Raw genomic sequence first — 19,535 nt, forward strand, 5'->3', positions numbered from 1 at the left:
ATCAAGACAGCGCCCAAGCGCACACACCATCCACATCCCACAGTCGAAACAACTTCCCCAACCAATCGGAGCATTTCCATGAAAATTGCACTCATGAATGAGTTCAGCCAGGCCGGCAAGAACCCGGTGATCCTGCAGCAGCTCACCGAGGTCGCCGGCGAGCAGGGCCACAGCGTCTTCAATGTCGGCATGGACGGCGACAACGACCACCGCCTGACCTACATCCACCTGGGCATCGTCGCCAGCCTGCTGCTGAACTCCAAGGCGGTGGACTTCGTCGTCGCCGGCTGCGGCACCGGCCAGGGCGCGATGATGTCGCTCAACGCGCATCCGGGCGTGTTCTGCGGCTACTGCATCGAGCCGACCGACGCCTACCTGTTCGCGCAGGTCAACAACGGCAACGCGCTGTCGCTGGCGTTCGCCAAGGGCTACGGCTGGGGCGCGGAAATCAACGTGCGCTACATCTTCGAAAAGGCCTTCAGCGGCGAACGCGGCCTGGGCTACCCGGCCGAGCGTCGCGAGTCGCAGGCCGCCAACGCCGGCATCCTGACCCAGCTCAAGCAGGCCACCGCCAAGTCCTACCTGGACGGCCTGCGCGCGATCGACCCGGAGCTGATCAAGCAGGCCGTGGGCGGCGAGCGCTTCCAGCAGTGCTTCTTCGACAACGCGCAGGACGCCGAGATCCGCGCCTTCGTCGCCGGCGTGCTGGGCAAGCCCGAGGCCACGGCAGCAGCTGCGTAATTAGCCACTGCGTTTTAGCCCCTCTCCCGCCGGGAGAGGGGTTGGGGTGAGGGTAAGGCGGCAGACAGCTGCCCTGAACGGGGAGGCTTGAAAGGCTTGAGACGACAGTACGGCCGTCCAACATTTCCTGTGCCGCCGCAGCCTCATCCGCCCTTCGGGCACCGTCTCCCGATGGGAGAAGGAACAGCGTCGCGCACTTGGCATTTTTACCGGAGCCCACCATGCGTCTGTTGCTCCTCGCATTGCTGCTGCTCTGCGCAGACATCGCACGCGCCGACCCGCATCGCATCTTCATCGCCGGTGATTCCACCGCTGCCGAATACGGTGCAGCGCGCGCGCCGCAAGCCGGCTGGGGCCAGGTGCTGCAGGAGTGGTTCGACCCGGCGCAGTGGCAGGTGCGCAACCATGCCAAGGGTGGCCGCAGCACCCGCAGTTTCATCGCCGAAGGGCGCCTGGATGCGATCGCAAGCGAGCTGCAACGCGGCGACATCCTGCTGATCCAGTTCGGCCACAACGACGCCAAGCGCGAAGACCCCACGCGCTACACCGATCCGGCCACCGACTACGCGCAGTTCCTGCGCCGCTATATCGCTACCGCGCGCGACAAGGGCGCCACCCCGATCCTGATCACGCCCGCCGCGCGCCTGCTGTACGACTTCGGCGCGCTGCTCGACACCCATGGCCGCTACACCCTGGCCATGCAGCAACTCGCCGCGCAGGAACACGTCGGCCTGATCGATCTCAATGCCAGTTCCAGCGACTGGATCCGCGCCCTCGGCGAACAGGCGGCCAAACCGTATTTCCTGTTCGTACCGGACAGCAACATCGCCGATGGCACCCACTTCAGCCGTGCCGGCGCCACCGCCGTGGCGTGCCTGGTCGTGCAGGGTTGGGTGCAGCTACAGCCTGCTCTCAAGCCACAGCTGCGCCGCGATGCCGACTGCGGCGCCGCCGCCGACACCGCCGCCCAACGCGCGGCGCAGGCGCATCCCTCGCTGGTGGTGCACGAACGCGATCTGGCACGCCCACAACCCGGCCCACACGGCGGCGCCGGCCCCACCACGGCGTATCCGTTCTTCGCCGATGCGCCCGGCCTGAAATTCGTGCTGCGCAAGCGCGTGCTGCACAAGGGTGCCGGCATCGGCCTGCACCTGCACGACAAGGACGAGATCTATTACATCGTCAGCGGGCGCGGCTTGTATGCGCTGGATGGCAGGCACTACGCAGTCACTGCAGGCGATGCGCTGCTGACGCGGCCGGGAAGTACGCATGCCCTGCAGCAGGCCGGCGAGGAACCACTCGTGCTGCTGTTGGCCTATCTTCCCGAGCCGGAAGGGTGAGCCGTCATTCCGATGCAGCGCATGTGGCGGCACCGCGGATGCGCTGCCCAACCGTTACCTGCCCCCGGCGCTGTCGCGCGGTCCCGGCCGCGGTCCTGTTCGCAAGCCGACCACCGTCGGCAGCAGGTGCCCGACAACGCGTGCATCGTCGCTGCGCGCGATCGCTGCCCGCCGCCTGCACCTGTCCAGCGGCAAGCGTGCGCGTGTTACGCCTTGTCGACCCCATAGTGGGTCAGCCCCAGCCGGGCCAGTTCGCCGCAGCGGCGGTAGTAGACCTCTTCCCAGCCATCCACGCGCTGGCGGTCGGTCTCGCTCATGGCATCGAGAATGTCTTCGATGCTGAGCAGGTTGGGGTCTTCTTCCAGGCGCTCGAACACCATGCCCAGGCCTTCGATCGCCTGGCGCGCCTGTGTCGCGCCTATCGCGCCCAGCCCCTGCAAGGCGTCGCGCCGGGTGGCGGCGTCCCAGCGGTCGAAATAGCGTGCGTAGCCACTCTCGCTCATGTCCGCATCCAGCCGTGCCAGCGCGATCAGTTCGCGCTCGCCGGGCGTGAGCGCATCCATGCGTCCGCGCAAGCCGCTGAGCCTGGCCTGCGCGCGGGCCGCGCGGCGGCGCCACAGCAACTCGGGCATGTTGAGCAGGCCCTCGGCCGTGGGCGGCGCGATCGCCGGCCAGTTCACACCGAAGCCGTCTTCGGTGAGCTGCCATTGCGCGCGCTGCTGCGGCGCGGCGCGGTGCAACAGGCGATGGGCCTGGATGGGCTCATCGATGCGGATGCCGTTGGCCAGGGTGAACAGCAGGCGGGTGTCGTCCAGCTCCAAGCGCCGGATCCGCAGATGCGTCAGGTCCATTGAGCGAAGGCGAGGTGGGGAACCCCGACCTTAGTGCGCAGTGGCGGTGCTGTCGAGCCGCTGCGCATGCATGCGCTGCTCCAGCAGCGCGGAATACGGCCGGGTATGGGTCTGCGAGGCGGCCAAACCACATGGCGCAGCAGCGCTTGCACGCCCACGGCAAGCACGTCGCCAATGGCCCGCCCGGACGCACGACGCGCGACGTGCCGGGCGATGCCGCGGGCAAGGCGTCATGCACGCCCGGTGGGCGGCCGCTGGCCGGGCGAAGGCCGATGCGCGCGCTCCAGCACCGCATGTACCGACGCGCAGGCACGCACCGATGCATGCACCCTCAGATGCACGCACCCTCACACGTCGCCGTCGTGGCTCCAGCCTTCGCCGCTGCCGCGCTGCAGGACCCGGTCGGTCTCCAGCACGCCGCCGGCCGGCACCTGCGCCTGCTGTGCGAGATCGGCATAGATCGGGGTGAAGTCCGGTGCGGTGGCGTCCATCAATTGCGCAAAGCTGTCGATGACGAAGTAGGTCTTCTGGAAGCTGTCGATGCGGTAGCGCGTGCGCATGATCCGTTGCAGGTCGAAGCCGATCCGGTTGGGCGCCGGCGATTCCAGCGAATGCAGCGATTCGCCCTTGGACGACACGATGCCGGCACCAAAGATGCGCAGCCCCTGCGGCGTGGCGATCAGGCCGAATTCCACCGTGTACCAGTACAGGCGGGTGAGGTTCTGCAGTGCATCCGCGCCGATGCCGTGCGCCTTGACCCCGCCGCGTCCGTAGGCCTGCATGAAGTCGGCAAAGAGCGGGTTCATCAGCAGCGGCACGTGCCCGAACAGGTCGTGGAACAGGTCCGGTTCGGCGATGTAGTCGATCTGCTCGGGGCGGCGGATCCACCAGGTCACCGGGAAGCGCCGGTTGGCCAGATGCTCGAAGAAATCCAGCTCCGGCAGCAGGCCTTGCACGCCGACCAGGGTCCAGCCGGTGGCCGCCTGCAGCACCGCATTGAGCGCATCGAAACGCGGAATATGGGTGTCGTCCATGCCCATCGCATCCTGCGCCTGCAGGAACTCGTCGCAGGCGCGGTCCACCAGCAATGCACGCTGGCGGCGATACAGGGTGCCCCAGGTGGCGTGGTCGTCGGCGCTGTAGCCCTCCCATGGCTGCTCGACCACGGCGGTGGTGTAGACCGGCACATAGCCCTTGTCGGTGAGCTGGTTTTCGACCCGTTGCGGTGCGGTGTTCATGCGGCGGCGGTTCCCGGGGATCAGCGCCAACCTTAGCCCGATGGTCGCGCAACGGGATTGCGAATCTTGCGTGCCCAACCTCTCCAGGCGCAATATTCGTGCGTCATCCACTGCTGCTGCGCAACATATGGAACAGCCAATTGCCCTGGACCGCACCGATCTGCGCCTGCTCGCGCTGCTGCAGACGCAGGGCCGCAGCAGCAATGCGGAGCTGGCGGTGCAGGTCAACCTGTCGGCCTCGGCCTGCCTGCGCCGCACCCAGCGGCTGGAGGCGGCCGGCATCATCGCCGGCTACGGCGCGCGCCTGGACGCCAAGGCGCTGGGGCTGGGCCTGCAGGCCTTCGTGCGGGTACAGCTGGAGCAGCACGGCCAGGCCGATATCGAACACTTCGCCGCGGGCGTGCGCGGCTGGGACGAGGTGGTGGCCTGCTGGGCGCTCACCGGCGACATGGATTACCTGCTGCAGATCCAGGTGCGCGACCTGGAGCATTTCTCGCGCTTCCTGCTCGACCGCCTGCTCAATGCGACCGGCGTGTCCGACGTCAATTCCAGCTTCGTGCTGCGCACGGTGAAAGCGCCGGAAGGCCTGCCGCTGTCCCATCTGGGGTGATCGTGCGGGCCGCAGCCGCGGCATGCAGCTACCGTGACTTGCCCCACAAACGATAACGATTTACATTTACGTAACTTCCGGCGGCGTCCGGCATGGGGTCCCGTCGATCCGCCAGCCCGGCAGGGCCAGCCAGCTCGCCGCCCGAGTGGGACGCGCCGCGCACGCCTGCGCCTTCCTGCCCCGTGACGCCCCGCGTCCTGCACCAATCGATGAGAACCCCACCAATGCCCCCGATGTCCGCCCCCCTGGCCACGTTGTCCGCTGCCTTGCTGTGCGCGCTGGCGCTGACGCCCTGCGTGGCCCGCGCCGACGATGCCGCCGATGCAAGCAACGCCAAGACGCTGGACCAGGTCAACGTCAACGGCGCGGTGAGCCGCGCGCAGCCGGCCACCACCACGCGCCTGCCGCTGACCCTGCAGGAAACCCCGCAATCGGTGAGCGTGATCGGGCTGCAGCGGCTGGAAGAGCAATCGTTGTTCAGCATCGACGATGTGATGCGCAACGTCACCGGCGTCAACGTGTCGTTCTACGACACCCAGCGCCCGTTGTATTACGCACGTGGCTTCCAGATCACCGACTTCCAGGTCGATGGCCTGCCCACCTACAGCGGCGCGACCAACCAGGAATATGACACGGTCTTCTACGACCGCATCGAGGTGATCCGCGGCGCCAATGGCCTGCTCACCGGCGCCGGCATTCCCTCGGCCACGGTCAACCTGCTGCGCAAGCGCCCGGGCAAGGACTTCGATGCCTCGTTCGCGGTGAGCGCCGGCACCTGGGATTTCCGCCGCATGCAGGCCGACGTCAATGCGCCACTGACCGACGACGGACGCTGGCGCAGCCGCGTGGTGGCGGCCTGGCAGGACCGCGACTATTACTACGACCGTTACCACGACAACAAGATGTCGGGCATGGCGGTGCTGGAAGGCGACCTGACTGACAGCACCACGCTCACCGTCGGCTACCAGCGCCAGGACAACAGCCCGATCGGCTCGACCTGGGGCACGGTGCCGTTCTTCGCTGCCGATGGCTCGCCGGCCAACCTGCCGCGTTCGACCAACATGGCGCCCAAGTGGAGCCGCTGGCAGCGCGAAACCAGCACCGCCTTCGCCAACCTCGAGCAGCGCTTTGGCGAGGACTGGCTGCTGCGCGTCAACTACGCGCACACCAAGGGCGATGTGCAGAGTCTGCGCGCCTATGGCACCGGCTATCCGGCCGCCGAGGGCAGCGGCATCTTCCTGCGCACTGCCGCCGGCGAAACCAGCGATGCGCGCGACGGCGTGGACGTGTACCTGTCCGGCGGTTTCTCGTTGTTCGGCCGCCAGCACGATGTGGTGGTCGGCGGCAGCTGGCAGGATCTGCAGTCGACCTCCTACGGTGTCGCGCAGACCTATCCCGACGACTGGGCGAGCTGCCCCAGCGACTTTGGCCCGCCCGAGCGCTGTTATTTCATCCCCAATATCCGCAACTGGGATGGCGATATTTCCGAAGTGACCTATGCGCGCACCGGCCGCCGCAGCGAAGCGCGCACCACCCAGCGCGGCGTGTATGCCTCCACCCGGTTGCGTCTGGCCAACCCGCTGTCGCTGATCGCCGGCGCACGCCTGAGCTCCTGGGAAACCCGCACCCAGGCCTTCAACGCCAGCGGCGCCTATACCGGCACCAGCGGCCGCTACGAGGTGAGCGACGAAGTCACCCCGTATGTGGGACTGGTCTACGACATCGTGCCGGACGTGTCGCTCTACGCCAGCTACACCGAGATCTTCAATCCGCAGAACTACCGCGACAAGGACAACAACCTGCTCGCCCCGGTGGAAGGCTCCAACCTGGAGGCCGGCATCAAGGCGCAGCTGTTCGATGGCCATGCGATGGCCACTGCCGCCGTGTTCGAGGCCAAGCAGGACAACTTCGCCGTGCGCGACATGACCCAGCCGGAGTCCTCGCTGCCGGACGGCAATTCGGCCTATGTCGGCATCAACGGCACCAAGAGCCGTGGCTGGGAAATGGATGTCAACGGCGAGATTCTTCCCGGCTGGACCGTCAATGCCGGCTTCACCCACGTCAAGGTGACGCGTCCGCCCACCGATGCGATCTACGCCAACCTGCCCGAGGATTATCTGCAGCTGTCCACGCAGCTGCGCCTGCCCGGCGCCTGGGAGCGCCTGAGCATCGGCGGCGGCGTCAGCTGGCAGAGCGCGGTGCGCGGTTTCAACATCGAGCGCCCCACCGGCGACGGCACCGGTACCACCACCCCGGTGACCGTGGTGCAGAACGCGTACGCACTGGTGCACTTCAACGCCAACTACCGCATCAGCGATCAATGGACCGCCACGCTGGCGGTACGCAATGCCTTCGACAAGACCTACTGGGCCAACCTGGATTACCAGAATTACGGCGAGCCGCGGTTTGTCAGCGTGTCGTTGCGTTGGCGCTATTGAGGCGTTGCCGATGAAGCGGATGCGTTATCGGTAAGGCATCGCGGCACGTGTAAGGCATCGCGATACGTGTAAGGCATCGCGATACGTGTAAGGCATCGCGATACGTGTAAGGCATCGCGGCCAGGGCCGCTCCTACGAGAGCGGCCCTGGCCATGCCGTTGACCACTGCACCCGAAACACCCGTCGCCGTAGGAGCGGACCCGGCCGCGACCCGCCGCCCCGCCACCAGCACCCCAAAACGCCGCCCCTCCGTAGGAGCGGCCCCGGCCGCGACCCGCCGACACACCGCCAGCACCCCCAAAACGCCGCCCCCGTAGGAGCGGCCCCGGCCGCGACCCCGTCCGGCACTCGCTCGGCGCATCGACACACGGCAGCAACACCGCAGTGGCTCCACGCATCGGCGTTGGAGCGCGCATGTCGAAACAGGCACGCCGCGTCCGCTTCGCATCGCTCCGCATGGCCGCGCGCGGTCCCCGCATCACTTCCGCATTCCCCCGCACCCGCACCTACCTCACGGCGCGACGCAGGCCTCGTCCTTGCCGCGCAGTTTCTGCCAGCGCGAGCGCTGTTCCAGGCAGCGCCGGTACGCGTCCGCCTTGGCGGCGGCCGCCTGCTCGGCGGCAGTACGCGTGGCGCTGCTGCGCTGCGCCTGCAACTGCGCGATCCCGGCGCGGATCTGCGGCATCGCCGCCATCGCGGCCCGTTCGCCTTCCAGGATGGCCGCGCCACGCTGGTTGAAATCGGCCGAGCCGATGTCGCTGACCTTCGGGCGGATCACCACGTCGGCACGCTTGAGTTCGGCCTCGCCCAGGCGCTGGCCCATGATCGAGATCGACTGGTTGACGGTGCCGAGCAGGTCGCCGGGATTCTTGCCGCTGGCCTTGCTGGAGATGTCCACCGCCACCACGAAGTCGGCGCCGAGCTGGCGCGCGGCATCCACCGGCACCGGGCTGACCACGCCGCCGTCCACATAGTGGTATTGGCCGATGGTCACCGGCTCGAACACGCCGGGAATGCTGCTGGACGCGCGCACCGCCTGGCCGGCGTTGCCGCGCACGAACACGGTGCGCTCGCCGTCTTCCAGCCGGGTGGCGACCGCCGCGAACGGCTTGCGCAACTTGTCGATCGGCTTGCCGCCCAGCTGCGCGTTGACGTAGTCCTGCAGCTTCTGGCCCTGCACCAGCCCGCCGGAAAAGATCCGCACGTCGCGGATGCTGGTCTGGTCGAGGGCGACGGCCTTTTCCTGCATCTGGAACGCATCCATGCCGCTGGCATACAGCGCTCCGACCACGCTGCCGGCGCTGGTGCCCGACACCACTACCGGCGCAAAGCCGTTGGCTTCGAGCATCTTGATCACGCCGATGTGCGCAAAGCCCTTGGCCGCACCACCACCGAGCGCAATGCCGATCTTCACCGGCTTGGGCGCGCCGGCAGACGGCGCCTGCACGACCGGCGCCGGTGCCGCCGGACGCGGCTCACCGCCGCAGGCGCAAAGCAGGCCGAGCAAGGACATCAGGGCGAGAAGGCGGGGGCGGCGGAGCGCGGTCATGGCGACGGACTGTTGGATGGAAGGCGAGGGAGAATACACGCGTGCCGTCACTGTGGCGCTGGTGGCTGGCGTGCGTGGAGCTCATTCAGAACGGCACCGTTTGCAGGCGTTGCACTCCCTGGTTCCGGCGGGAGAGAACCGAGCCGGTTCATTCGTGCGATGACGGCAGCCACCTGCATGCAGCACGGAACCCCAACCCCTCTTCCCGTGGGGCGAGAAGGCACTGCGTACGCGCCGGGGCGCGCAGAGGAGGGTGGGGTGAGGGTGCGGAGCGAAGCCGCATGGGAATGCGACCGCAGCAGCGTCGTCCGTCCCCTCATCCGGCGCTACGCGCCACCTTCTCCCGGCGGGAGAAGGTGCCAGTACACCCGGCTGCCGTTTCACCCCATCAGAACCGGTTGTCCCCATCCAGCAACCGGCCCAGTCCGCCCAGCACCGAGCCTTCGCCGCGTTGCTGGCCGCCGGCCTGCGGGGCGGCCTGCAGCATGCGCCCGGCCATGCGCGAGAACGGCAGCGATTGCAGCCAGACCTTGCCGGGTCCGGTGAGGGTGGCCAGGAACACGCCTTCGCCACCGAAGAACATGCTCTTCAGCCCGGCGACGCGGCGCACGTCCATGTCCACGCCGGCGTGGTAGGCGACCACGCAGCCGGTATCCACATCGATGCGTTCGCCGGGGCCGAGTTCGCGTTCGACCACGGTGCCGCCGGCATGCACGAACACCCAGCCATCGCCTTCGAGCTTCTGCATGATGAAGCCCTCGCCGCCGAACAGGCCGGTGAGGATCTTGCGTTGAAACGCGATGCCCAACGACACCCCGCGCGCGCCGGCCAGGAAGCTGTCCTTCTGGCAGATCAGTTGCCCGCCATGCTCGGACAGGCGCAGCGCCAGCACCGTGCCCGGATAGGGCGCGGCGAATGCGACCCTGGCCTTGCCGCTGCCGGCATGGGTGAACACGGTGGTGAACATGCTCTCGCCGGTGACCACGCGCTTGCCGGCCGACAGCAGCTTGCCCATCAGCCCGCCGCCGCCGCTCTGGCCGGCATGCGAGCCGTCGCCGAACACGGTGTCCATCTGCACCGCGGCGTCCTTGTACATCAGCGCGCCGGCCTCGGCGATGGCGCTTTCGCCCGGGTCCAGCTCGACCTCGACGAACTGCATGTCGTTGCCGACGATGCGGTAGTCGATCTCGTCGGCGCGCCCGGCCGCGCCGGTCAGCGGCGGCGGCAGGCTGCCGCCGCCCTGCAGCTCGGCCAGCTGGCGGGCCGGGGTCCAGCCATCGAGTCCGTCGCGCCAGGCCAGCGCGTCGGGCTGGCGCTGGGCATGTGCGCGGGCGCTGGCGTCGTCGAGTGGGCCGATGCGATCGGCCTGTCCGGGAACATGGAAATACCACTGGGCCATCGGAGCGACTCCTGATCTGTGCGTGCGCCGAGTCTAAGCGCAGCCGCCGCGACCGCGTCCCGTGTCCAAGGTCATGCCGGGCAGGGCGGTCAGGCGTGGTTGCCACCGGGCAGATATCCCACGCGTGCCGCTCAGGCCTGCATGCCGCCAGGGCGGTCGTGAGCAGGCAATCGCGTTGACGTGGGCCGGAGCGTGGCTGGCGCCTGCCTCCGACAACGCGGTCACGCTGACCGCCGCATTGGCCTCGCGCTTATTCCCCGACCGTCGCCCAGTAGCGCTCGCCATCGCGGTGCACGCGCACCGGGCCGTCGAACGCAGCCGACAGGCTGGCATCGCTGAGCAGCACATCGCGCGGACCGTCGGCCACCACGGTGCCGGCCCGCAGCAGGATCACCCGCGCGATCTCCGGCACGATCTCCTCGATGTGATGGGTCACCAGGATCAGCGTGATGCCTTGCCGGGCCAGGTGACGCATGGTGTCGAGCAGGTGCTGGCGCGCCACCAGGTCCAGGCCGGTGGACGGCTCGTCCAGCAGCAGCGCCTGCGGGCGGTTGACCAGTGCACGCGCGATCAGCACGCGGCGGGTCTCGCCGGCCGACAGTTCGGCAAACTGCCGGTCCAGCAACGGCAGCGCGCGCGCCAGCGCCAAGGCCTCCCGTGCCCGTGCGCGCATGGCGTCGCTGATCTCGCGATGCGGCGGCACCACATAGCTGGCAAAGAAACCGGACAGCACCGCGCTCTCCACATCCAGCCCCGGCATGTCGGCCAGGTTGACGCTGAGGTCACCGGTGACGATGCCCAGCTGCGAGCGCAGGCGGTCCACCTGCCAGCGCACCTGCCCGAGCACTTTCACCGCCGCCTGGCCGTCGGCGCGCACCAGCGGATACAGCTCGCGGGTGATCAGCTTGATGAAGGAGGATTTGCCGCAGCCATTGGGGCCGAGGATGGCGGTGTGCTGCCCCAGCGCAATGCGCAGGCTGAGCGCATGCAGCACGCGTACCTGGCCGCGCATCACGCTGGCCTGGTCGAGCTCGATCAACGGGATGGCGTTGGCAACAGCAGCAGGATCGGTGGACATCTGGGCAGTAACCGTCATACGGGTGACATCAGGCGGAGTAGGGAAAGGATGCGTGTGAACCGCTTTAGAAATGTAGGGCCAACCCTACGCATCCGAAGGGTGAAGTTTGCCGCCATCGCCCCCATCATGTCTGCATCAACCCAAACGATGGCGCCGCTGTGGAACTGCCGATATTGTCCGATCCGATCATCGACGTGCTGACCTCCGGCGTGACCGGGCTGGGCGTGTGGGGCATGCTGGCAGTGCTGTTGGTGTTCACCCAGCTCACCATCTTCGCAGTGACCCTGTACCTGCATCGCAGCCAGGCCCATCGCGGTGTGGACTTCCATCCGGTGGTGGCGCACTTCTTCCGCTTCTGGACCTGGCTGACCACCTCGATGATCACCCGCGAATGGGTGGCGATCCATCGCAAGCATCACGCCAAGGTCGAGACCGAGGAAGACCCGCACAGCCCGCAGACCAAGGGCATCGGCCAGGTGTTCTGGCGTGGCGTGGAGCTGTACCGCCAAGCGCGTGCGCAGCGTGCCGACATCGAGCAGTACGGCAAGGGCGCGCCCACCGACTGGATCGAACGGCATCTGTACACCCCGCATGCCAATGCCGGCCCGATCACGCTGCTGGTGATCAACGCGGTGCTGTTCGGCTTGCCCGGCATCGCGCTGTGGGCGATCCAGATGGCGTGGATTCCGTTCTGGGCCGCCGGCGTGGTCAACGGCCTGGGCCACTGGTGGGGCTATCGCAATTTCGAATCGGCCGACACCTCCACCAACCTGACGCCGTGGGCGCTGTGGATCGGTGGCGAAGAGCTGCACAACAACCACCATGCGTTCCCGAGTTCGGCGCGGTTCTCGATGCGGCGCTGGGAGCTGGATATCGGCTGGGTCGCCATTCGCGGGCTGCAGGCGATCGGCCTGGCCAAGGTGCTGCGCGTGGCGCCGTCGCTGGACATCCGCCCCAACATCGCCGTGCCCGATGCCGACACCCTCAAGGCCCTGCTCTCGCATCGCTTCCAGGCCATGACCGACTACCAGCGCAATGTATTCACCCCGGCGCTGCGCGAAGAAGCCGCGGCCACCGGTGCCAAGCTGCGGCAGTTGCTGCCGCGGCGCCTGCGCAAGGGCCTGGTCGATGACGGGCGCTGGCTCAAGCCCGACGCACGCGAACAGCTGCAGCGTTGGGTGGCCGAGCGCCCGCGCATGCGCACGCTGGTGGAGTACCGCGCACGTTTGACCGCCGTGCTGGAAGCCCGCAGCCACGACGCATCCGAACGCCTCAGGCACCTGCAACAGTGGTGCCACGAAGCCGAAGCCAGCGGCAATGCCGCGTTGCAGGCCTATGCGGCGCGGCTGAAGGGTTATGCGCTGAGTGGGTCTTAGCGCGGCCAACAACAAGATGCCTGCGCTGCCGTCAGGCGGGCGCGGCCGGTGCCCGGAATCGGCATGTGCCGCTCGTACACCACGGTTCCTGCGCACCGTCCGCACCCTGCTGTCGACTGCTCGCGACGGCTTGCCGGCCGCTCCTGGGCGCGGCGGCACGCGTGCGCTGCTGCGTGCACGCGAAGTGCGTGGCTCGGTCGTGCGCGGTCTGCTGATGGCCTGTGGTGTGTGCGGGCCGGCGGTGTTCGCGCAGGCCCAGGTGCAGGACAGCCAGCAGTATCTGCAACGCATGGATACCGATGGCGATGGCCGGGTCAGCCGCGATGAATATCTGGCCTGGATGAGCTATGCCTTCGAGCAGCGCGACCTGGACCATGACGGCGTGCTGCAGGGCGACGAGCTGCCTGGCCGGCGCGGCAAGCCGATCACCCGTGCCGCGCATCGTGCCACGCTGATCGAGCGCTTCGCGCGGCAGGATGCCAACGGCGACGGCTACCTGAGCGCGCGCGAGTTGCTGGCGCCGCCGCGATGATGCGTACCTTCGCGCGCGTCTGACGCTGCGTTCGGCAAGCTCGAGTGCATGTTCACTCTCGACCAGGTCAGCCGGCGCTACGGCCAGGCCATTGCCCTCGACACCGTCTCCCTGCAGTTCGCCAGCGGCGTCACCACCGCCTTGATCGGCCCCAGCGGCGCCGGCAAGTCGACCGTGCTGCGGATGCTGGTGGGGCTGGAATGGCCGGACAGCGGCACGGTCGCCTTCGATGGCGCGCCGCTGCAACGCGTCAGCCTGCAGGCGCAGCGCCAGCGCATCGGCTATGTGATCCAGGAAGGCGGGTTGTTTCCGCATCTGGATGCACGCAGCAACGTGGTGTTGCTGGCGCAGACGCTGGGCTGGACCCGGCAACGCATCGATCAACGCCTGCAGACCCTGTGCGCGCTGTGCCAGTTGCCGCCGGAGCTGCTGGCGCGCTATCCGGCCGAGTTGTCCGGTGGTCAGCGCCAGCGCGTGGGACTGATCCGCGCGCTGATGCTGGACCCACCGGCCTTGCTGCTGGACGAGCCGTTGGGCGCGCTCGACCCGATCGTGCGTTACGACCTGCAGGCGCAGATGCGCGCGCTGTTCGCCCAGCTCGGCAAGACCGTGGTGCTGGTGACGCACGATGTTGCCGAAGCGGCCTACCTGGCCGACACCCTGGTACTGATGCGCGCCGGCCAGGTGGTGCAGCAGGGCAGTGCGCGCAGCCTGCTGGAACAACCGGCCGATCCGTTCGTGCAGCGCTTCCTCACTGCGCAGCGCAGCATCGGCGACGCCGCGTGAGCGCGCGCATGCTGCTCGCCATTGCATTGCTGGTCGCAAGCGTCGGTGCGCAGGCCGCGCAGGTGACGATCGGCTCGAAGAACTTCACCGAGGCCGTGCTGCTGGGCGAGATCGCCACCGCCGCCGGGCAGCGCGACGGGGTGGACGTGCAACACCGCGCGCAACTCGGTGGCACGCGCATCCTGTGGCGCGCGCTGGAGACCGGGCAGATCGACGCCTACGCCGAATACACCGGCACGCTGGCGCAGGAACTGCTGCAGCTGCCCAAGGCCAGCCAGGCCGAACTGCGCGCCGCACTGGACGCGCGCGGGCTGGCGATGACCGATTCGCTCGGCTTCCAGAACACCTATGCCTTCGGCATGCGTGCCGATCGGGCGCAGGCGCTCGGCATCGCCGCGATGTCGGACCTGGCGCGGCATCCAGCACTCACGATCGGCCTGAGCAACGAGTTCATGCAGCGCGCCGATGGCTGGCCGGGCGTGCGCGCCGCGTACGCACTGCCGCAGACCGCGACCGGGCTGGATCACGATCTGGCCTATCGCGCGCTGCAGAGCGGGGCGATCGAAGTCACCGATCTGTACAGCACCGATGCGGAAATTCCGTACTACCGGCTGCAGGTGCTGCGCGACGACCGCCATTACTTTCCCGATTACCAGGCGGTGTTCCTGTATCGCAAGGACCTGGCGCAGCGCTCACCGGCGATGCTCACCGCATTGCAGGGGCTGCAAGGCCGCATCGACGAGGCGACCATGCAGCGGCTCAACGCGCAGGTGAAGCTGGAGCGTCAGTCCGAGGCGGCCGTAGCGGCGCAATGGCTGGGCGTGGCGCCCGCATCTGCAGCCGATTCGCGCATCAGCCGCCTGCTGCGACATACGCGCGAGCATCTGGCCCTGGTCGGCATCTCGTTGGGGTTTGCCTTGCTGATCGCATTACCGCTGGGCGTGCTGGCGGCGCGGCGGCCACGGCTCGGGCAGGTGGTGCTCTCCCTGACCGGCGTATTGCAGACGCTGCCATCGCTGGCGGTGTTCGTCTTCATGATTCCGCTGTTCGGCATCGGCGCCAAACCGGCGATTGCCGCATTGTTCCTCTATAGCCTGCTGCCGATCGTGCGCAACACGCATGCCGGGCTGACCGCGATCCCGCGCGAGTTGCGCCAGACCGCCCAGGCGATCGGGCTGCCGGCGTGGACGCGCCTGTGGCGGGTGGAGCTGCCGCTGGCGCGTCGCACCATCGTGGCCGGCATCCAGACCGCGGCGGTGATCAACGTGGGCACCGCCACGCTGGGCGCCTTGATCGGCGCAGGCGGCTACGGCCAACCGATCCTCACCGGCATCCGCCTGGACGACATCGGCCTGATCCTGGAAGGCGCGATTCCCGCGGCGGTGCTCGCGCTGATCGTGCAGGCGGTGTTCGAAGGCCTGGAACGCTGGGTCACCCCGCGTGGCCTGCGCCTGAGCCAACGCGCCTGACCGTAGGAGCGGACTCGGCCGCGACAGGGCGTTACCGGGCGTTCTCAGGCGTTACCGGGATAGCGCCGTGTCTCGGTCACGCCCCGTCGCGGCCGGGTCCGCTCCTACGTGCGGCGTCATGCTTCTGGCAGGACTGCGATCAGGCCTGAGAGCGCACCATCGGTGACACTCAGGTGTGGTGCGATGCGTAGGCGTCCGTGCCGCCGCGTGCAGATCGCCCCGCGTTCGCCGAATGCCGTTGCCACGGCCTCCAGCCGGTCTGCGGGCGGCTGCAGGGCGGTCAGGTGTGGCGCGTGCGCGGGCGTGCACCAGCTGCCCAGGCCGCGCGCCTGCAGGGCCGCATCCCACCGCGCGGTGAGCGCGCCCAACGCCTGCCCGATGCGCGCCGGGCGCCAGGCGGCGACCTGCTGCAATGCCGCCGTCGCCATCGCAATCCGCAACGGATCGGCAACGCCGCCGGCATCGAAGCGCCGCGCGCCGCTGCGATAGGACGGCGCCCGGGCGACCGGAAATTCCCAACTGCTGCCGGCATCGCGGCCGATCCAGTGCTCCTCGATCGGCACGCCCTGCGCCCGCCATTGCGGGGCCACCCACAGCCAGGCCAGCCCCATCGGTCCGAGCAGCCACTTGTGGCCGACGCTGACCACAAAATCCGGCCGCCAGCGCGGCAGCTCGGTCGGCAGCACGCCCAGGCTCTGGCTCAGGTCCAGCACCAGCGCTGCACCGCGTGCGTGCACCGCGGCGCAGATGCGGTCCAGATCGAGCTGTCGTCCATCCAGCCAGTACGCATGCGGCAAGGTCACGATGCGCAGTGCCGCGGTGTCGGCAATGGCCTGCAGCACCGCCTCGGTCAGGCCATCGCCACCGGCCGTGGACACCGCCACGACATGCGCTCCGACCTCGGCACAGCGGCGTTGCCAGATCAGCAGGTTGGAAGGGAACTGGCCGTCCAGCAGCAACACCGCCTCGCCGCGCTGCAACGGCAGGTTGCGCGCGGCGGTCGCCAGGCCGTGTGCGGCCGAGGGCAGCATCGCCACGCCGTCGGCATCGGCGTCGAACAGGCGGGCAGCGAGCGCACGCAAACGCTCGATGTCCTGCAGCCAGGCATCGAACGGCAGCCGCCACGGCGTGGCCAGTGCATCCACCGCCTGATGCGCAACGGTGTGCACCGCGCGCAGCAGCGGGCCGCGCGAGGCGGCATCCAGATAGAGGATGTCGCCAGGCAACGCAAAGGCCTGCTGGCGTTGGTCCCATGCGATCGGCGAGGGGAGCAGGCTGGACAAGGAAGAAGACATGGCAACAGCTTACCGCCGGCTGCCACGCTGCCGACACGGCGCGTTCACGTGCGCTCCCCAAGCATATGGCGATGTCTGCACTCTCCCCTCTGCTGGGCCACCACCAGCAACGGCAGTTGACGCTGCTGGAACGCTACGCGCAGACCCGCGCGCTGAGCGATCGCCTCGCCGCACCCTTGAGCGCCGAAGACGCAATGGTGCAGAGCATGCCCGACGCCAGCCCCAGCAAATGGCATCTGGCGCATACCACCTGGTTTTTCGAACGCTTCGTGCTGCAGGCCGATCCGGCCTACCGCGTGTTCGACCCGGCCTGGGATTTCCTGTTCAACAGCTATTACCAGAGCGTGGGCCCGATGCATGCGCGCGCGCGGCGCGGGGTGTTGTCGCGGCCGTCGTTGCAGCAGGTGCGCGACTACCGGGCCGCGGTCGACACGCAGATGCAGCAGCGCCTGCGCGATGGGGTGCTGGACGCGCAGGCCTGCACCATCGTGCAGCTCGGCATCCAGCACGAGCAGCAGCACCAGGAATTGCTGTTGACCGATATCAAGCACGCGCTGTGGAGCAATCCGCTGCAGCCGGCGTATCGCGACGCACCGGCACCGCCTGCTGCCGTCGCCAGCCCGCTGCGCTGGCAGGCGCGCGACGAGCAGATCGTGGAGATCGGTGCGGCCGCATGGCCGCAGGCCGATACCTTTGCCTACGACAACGAGTCGCCGCGTCACCGCGTACTGGTCGGCGCGCATGCGCTGTCGCACCGCGTGGTCAGCAACGCCGAGTTCCAGGCGTTCATCGACGCCGGTGGCTACCGCAATGCCGGCGCCTGGCTCAGCGATGGCTGGGCGATGGTGCAGGCGCAAGGCTGGCAGCACCCGCTGTATTGGGACGCGGACGGACGCGAGTTCACCCTGGATGGCTGGCGCCCGCGCGATGCGCACGCGCCGGTATGCCATCTGAGCCTGTTCGAGGCTGACGCCTTCGCGCGCTGGGCCGGCGCGCGCCTGCCCACCGAGGCCGAGTGGGAACAGGCCGCCACCGGTGTGGCGGTGCAGGGCAATTTCGTCGATAGCGACGCCCTGCATCCGCGGGGTGCCGACGCGGTGGATACCGGCCTGCAGCAGTTGTTCGGCGATGTCTGGGAATGGACCGGCAGCGCCTACCTGCCGTATCCCGGCTTTGCGCCGTGGCCCGGGTCGCTGGGCGAATACAACGGCAAATTCATGAATGCGCAATGGGTACTGCGCGGTGGCAGCTGTGCCACCCCGGCCAGCCATGTCCGCGCCAGTTACCGCAACTTCTTTCCCTCCGATGCGCGTTGGCAGTTTGCCGGCGTGCGCCTTGCCAAGGATCTGCCTTGAACGCCGCCGCCCACGCCATGCAACGCGCGCACGCCGCGCTGACCGACCTGCGCCCGCAACCGGACGACATCACCGCCGACGCACTGGCCGGCCTGTCGCAAACGCCCAAGACGCTGCCGTCGAAGTATTTCTACGATGCACGCGGCTCGCAGTTGTTCGAGGCGATCACCCGGCAGCCGGAGTACTACCTCACCGGCACCGAACTGGCGTTGCTGGAAGCGAGCATGCCGGCGATCGCCCAGGCCATCGGCGCCGGTGTGCACGTGGTCGAATACGGCAGCGGCAGCGGTCGCAAGACCGAGTTGCTGCTGCAGGGCCTGCGCGATGTGGTGGCCTACACGCCGCTGGAAATCTCGCGCACCGCCCTGCTCGACAGCACCGCGCGACTGGCGCAGCAGTTCCCGCAGATCCAGATGCTGCCGGTGTGCACCGACTTCACCAAGCCGCTGCGCCTGCCCGATGCGCAGCGCCCGGCGCGCCGGCATCTGGTGTTCTTCCCCGGCTCCACGTTGGGCAATTTCACCGATGCTGCGGCCGTCGAGTTGATGGATGCGATGCGCCAGACCATGGGCAGCGATGGCTGCGCGCTGATCGGCATCGACCTGGACAAGGACGCCGGCCTGATCGAGGCCGCCTACAACGATGCGGCCGGCGTCACGGCCGAGTTCACCTTGAACCTGCTGGCGCGGCTCAACCGCGAGATCGGCAGCGACTTCGATCTGGACGGCTTCCGCCACCACGCGGTGTATGCGCGCGAACGTGGCCGTATCGAAACCTTCCTGATCAGCCAGCGCGCCCAGCGCGTGCAGGTGGGCGGCAAGGCATTCGAATTTGCCGAAGGCGAAGCGATGCAGGTCGAATACAGCTACAAGTACACCGACGCGCGCTTTGCCGAACTCGCCGCCGCTGCAGGGTTGAAGGTCACCCACGGCTGGAACGACGCCAAGGACTGGTTCGGCCTGCGCGTGTTGCGTCCGCTCTGATCTCGCGCGCCTGGCGTGCACCGGATCGATGACGGACAGATCGCCGCGACCATGCGCGCGCTGCTGGCGCGCCGGCTGCCGCAGCAGTCCATCTGCCCGTCCGAAGTCGCCCGCGCGCTCAGCGCGGACGAGACCCGCTGGCGTGCGCTGATGCCGCAGGTACGCAGCGTTGCCGCTGATCTGGCCCGCAAGGACGTGGTGCAGATCACCCAGCGCGGCGACCTGGTCGACCTGGGCACGGTGCGTGGCCCGGTCCGTCTGATGCGTGGGCGGCATTTCGAATGACGGGCGCTGCCCGGCGTGCGCATCAGCGCTGGCGCCCGGCAGAAGACGCTGCCGAGCCCGGCGCTGACAGCGCATCGACCCGGTAGGCGCTGAGCTGTCGTGCGTAAATGCGATGCTGTGCCGCAGCGGCGCCGGCGCGATCTCCCGGCCCACCACAGGAGCCTGTCGCTACCGCGCTGCCGGCAAAGGTCAGCCGATCAATGCGCAACG

Annotated in this window: 17 protein-coding genes and 1 other RNA gene; 12 read left to right on the forward strand and 6 right to left on the reverse strand. The window is 68.3% G+C overall.

Annotated features, from left to right (window positions below; all coding sequences use genetic code 11):
• Window positions 1-78: 78 nt before the first annotated feature.
• Window positions 79-741 carry an RpiB/LacA/LacB family sugar-phosphate isomerase gene (locus tag C0541_RS04635; RefSeq protein WP_115046193.1) on the forward strand — a complete coding sequence of 221 codons (663 nt, stop codon included), beginning with the start codon at window positions 79-81 and terminating at the stop codon, window positions 739-741.
• 221 nt (window positions 742-962) lie between these two features.
• Complete coding sequence (locus C0541_RS04640) at window positions 963-2,081, forward strand: GDSL-type esterase/lipase family protein (protein WP_161959881.1); 1,119 nt, start codon at window positions 963-965, stop codon at window positions 2,079-2,081.
• A 206-nt stretch (window positions 2,082-2,287) separates the two neighbouring features.
• Here C0541_RS04640 and C0541_RS04645 read toward each other — a convergent pair whose 3' ends face one another.
• Window positions 2,288-2,932, reverse strand: coding sequence for a DMP19 family protein (locus C0541_RS04645; protein ID WP_115046196.1), 645 nt, complete (start codon window positions 2,930-2,932; stop codon window positions 2,288-2,290).
• Window positions 2,933-3,279: 347 nt separating this feature from the next.
• Window positions 3,280-4,170, reverse strand: coding sequence for a phenylalanine 4-monooxygenase (gene phhA, locus C0541_RS04650; RefSeq protein WP_115047287.1), 891 nt, complete (start codon window positions 4,168-4,170; stop codon window positions 3,280-3,282).
• A gap of 127 nt (window positions 4,171-4,297) precedes the next feature.
• Between phhA and C0541_RS04655 the strand changes: the two genes are divergently transcribed.
• Both C0541_RS04655 and C0541_RS04660 read left to right on the forward strand, forming a co-directional pair.
• Window positions 4,298-4,780 carry an Lrp/AsnC family transcriptional regulator gene (locus C0541_RS04655; RefSeq protein ID WP_115046197.1) on the forward strand — a complete coding sequence of 161 codons (483 nt, stop codon included), beginning with the start codon at window positions 4,298-4,300 and terminating at the stop codon, window positions 4,778-4,780.
• A 224-nt stretch (window positions 4,781-5,004) separates the two neighbouring features.
• Entirely contained in the window at window positions 5,005-7,218 is a 2,214-nt protein-coding gene (locus C0541_RS04660; RefSeq protein ID WP_115046199.1) for a TonB-dependent siderophore receptor, read from the forward strand.
• A 511-nt stretch (window positions 7,219-7,729) separates the two neighbouring features.
• On the opposite strand, the gene C0541_RS04665 is transcribed toward C0541_RS04660, so the two are convergent.
• The 3 genes from C0541_RS04665 to C0541_RS04675 form a co-directional block, all read right to left on the reverse strand.
• Window positions 7,730-8,767, reverse strand: a complete 1,038-nt coding sequence (locus C0541_RS04665) for a patatin-like phospholipase family protein (RefSeq protein ID WP_115046201.1) — start codon at window positions 8,765-8,767, stop codon at window positions 7,730-7,732.
• A 388-nt stretch (window positions 8,768-9,155) separates the two neighbouring features.
• Window positions 9,156-10,166: a TIGR00266 family protein gene (locus C0541_RS04670; protein WP_104585787.1), complete on the reverse strand. Its 1,011-nt coding sequence runs from the start codon at window positions 10,164-10,166 to the stop codon at window positions 9,156-9,158.
• Window positions 10,167-10,416: 250 nt separating this feature from the next.
• Entirely contained in the window at window positions 10,417-11,262 is an 846-nt protein-coding gene (locus C0541_RS04675; RefSeq protein ID WP_115046203.1) for an ABC transporter ATP-binding protein, read from the reverse strand.
• 152 nt (window positions 11,263-11,414) lie between these two features.
• On the opposite strand from C0541_RS04675, the gene C0541_RS04680 reads away from it, so the two are divergent.
• The 5 genes from C0541_RS04680 to C0541_RS04700 all read left to right on the forward strand — a co-directional run bounded on the left by C0541_RS04680 (window position 11,415) and on the right by C0541_RS04700 (window position 15,407).
• Window positions 11,415-12,620 carry a DesA family fatty acid desaturase gene (locus tag C0541_RS04680; RefSeq protein WP_115047288.1) on the forward strand — a complete coding sequence of 402 codons (1,206 nt, stop codon included), beginning with the start codon at window positions 11,415-11,417 and terminating at the stop codon, window positions 12,618-12,620.
• Window positions 12,621-12,683: 63 nt separating this feature from the next.
• Window positions 12,684-12,759, forward strand: a non-coding RNA gene (locus C0541_RS04685) — sX9 sRNA.
• Window positions 12,760-12,834: 75 nt separating this feature from the next.
• Window positions 12,835-13,152: an EF-hand domain-containing protein gene (locus C0541_RS04690; protein WP_115047289.1), complete on the forward strand. Its 318-nt coding sequence runs from the start codon at window positions 12,835-12,837 to the stop codon at window positions 13,150-13,152.
• A gap of 48 nt (window positions 13,153-13,200) precedes the next feature.
• The gene (locus C0541_RS04695) at window positions 13,201-13,938 is read left to right on the forward strand and encodes an ATP-binding cassette domain-containing protein (protein ID WP_115046205.1); all 738 of its coding nucleotides are present in this window, start codon (window positions 13,201-13,203) and stop codon (window positions 13,936-13,938) included.
• Window positions 13,935-15,407, forward strand: a complete 1,473-nt coding sequence (locus tag C0541_RS04700; RefSeq protein WP_161959882.1) for a glycine betaine ABC transporter substrate-binding protein — start codon at window positions 13,935-13,937, stop codon at window positions 15,405-15,407. Before C0541_RS04695 ends, C0541_RS04700 begins: the two co-directional genes overlap by 4 nt.
• 116 nt (window positions 15,408-15,523) lie before the next feature.
• Here the strand turns inward: C0541_RS04700 and C0541_RS04705 are convergent, their stop codons facing one another.
• Window positions 15,524-16,702 (reverse strand): aminotransferase class V-fold PLP-dependent enzyme, encoded by a 1,179-nt coding sequence (locus C0541_RS04705; protein ID WP_115046207.1) that lies wholly within the window; start codon window positions 16,700-16,702, stop codon window positions 15,524-15,526.
• A 65-nt stretch (window positions 16,703-16,767) separates the two neighbouring features.
• Here C0541_RS04705 and egtB point away from each other — a divergent pair, with 65 nt between their 5' ends.
• Genes egtB through C0541_RS04720 form a run of 3 tightly spaced genes read left to right on the forward strand, consistent with a single transcriptional unit; the run spans window position 16,768 to window position 19,325 of the window.
• Window positions 16,768-18,057 carry an ergothioneine biosynthesis protein EgtB gene (gene egtB / locus C0541_RS04710; RefSeq protein ID WP_161959883.1) on the forward strand — a complete coding sequence of 430 codons (1,290 nt, stop codon included), beginning with the start codon at window positions 16,768-16,770 and terminating at the stop codon, window positions 18,055-18,057.
• Window positions 18,054-19,040, forward strand: coding sequence for an L-histidine N(alpha)-methyltransferase (gene egtD, locus C0541_RS04715; protein ID WP_115046209.1), 987 nt, complete (start codon window positions 18,054-18,056; stop codon window positions 19,038-19,040). Before egtB ends, egtD begins: the two co-directional genes overlap by 4 nt.
• Before the next feature lie 15 nt (window positions 19,041-19,055).
• Window positions 19,056-19,325, forward strand: a complete 270-nt coding sequence (locus C0541_RS04720) for a DUF3253 domain-containing protein (protein WP_115046212.1) — start codon at window positions 19,056-19,058, stop codon at window positions 19,323-19,325.
• The last annotated feature ends 210 nt before the right edge of the window (window positions 19,326-19,535 follow it).

The sequence above is a fragment of the Xanthomonas arboricola genome, from assembly GCF_003353015.1.
Taxonomy (GTDB): domain Bacteria; phylum Pseudomonadota; class Gammaproteobacteria; order Xanthomonadales; family Xanthomonadaceae; genus Xanthomonas; species Xanthomonas arboricola_E.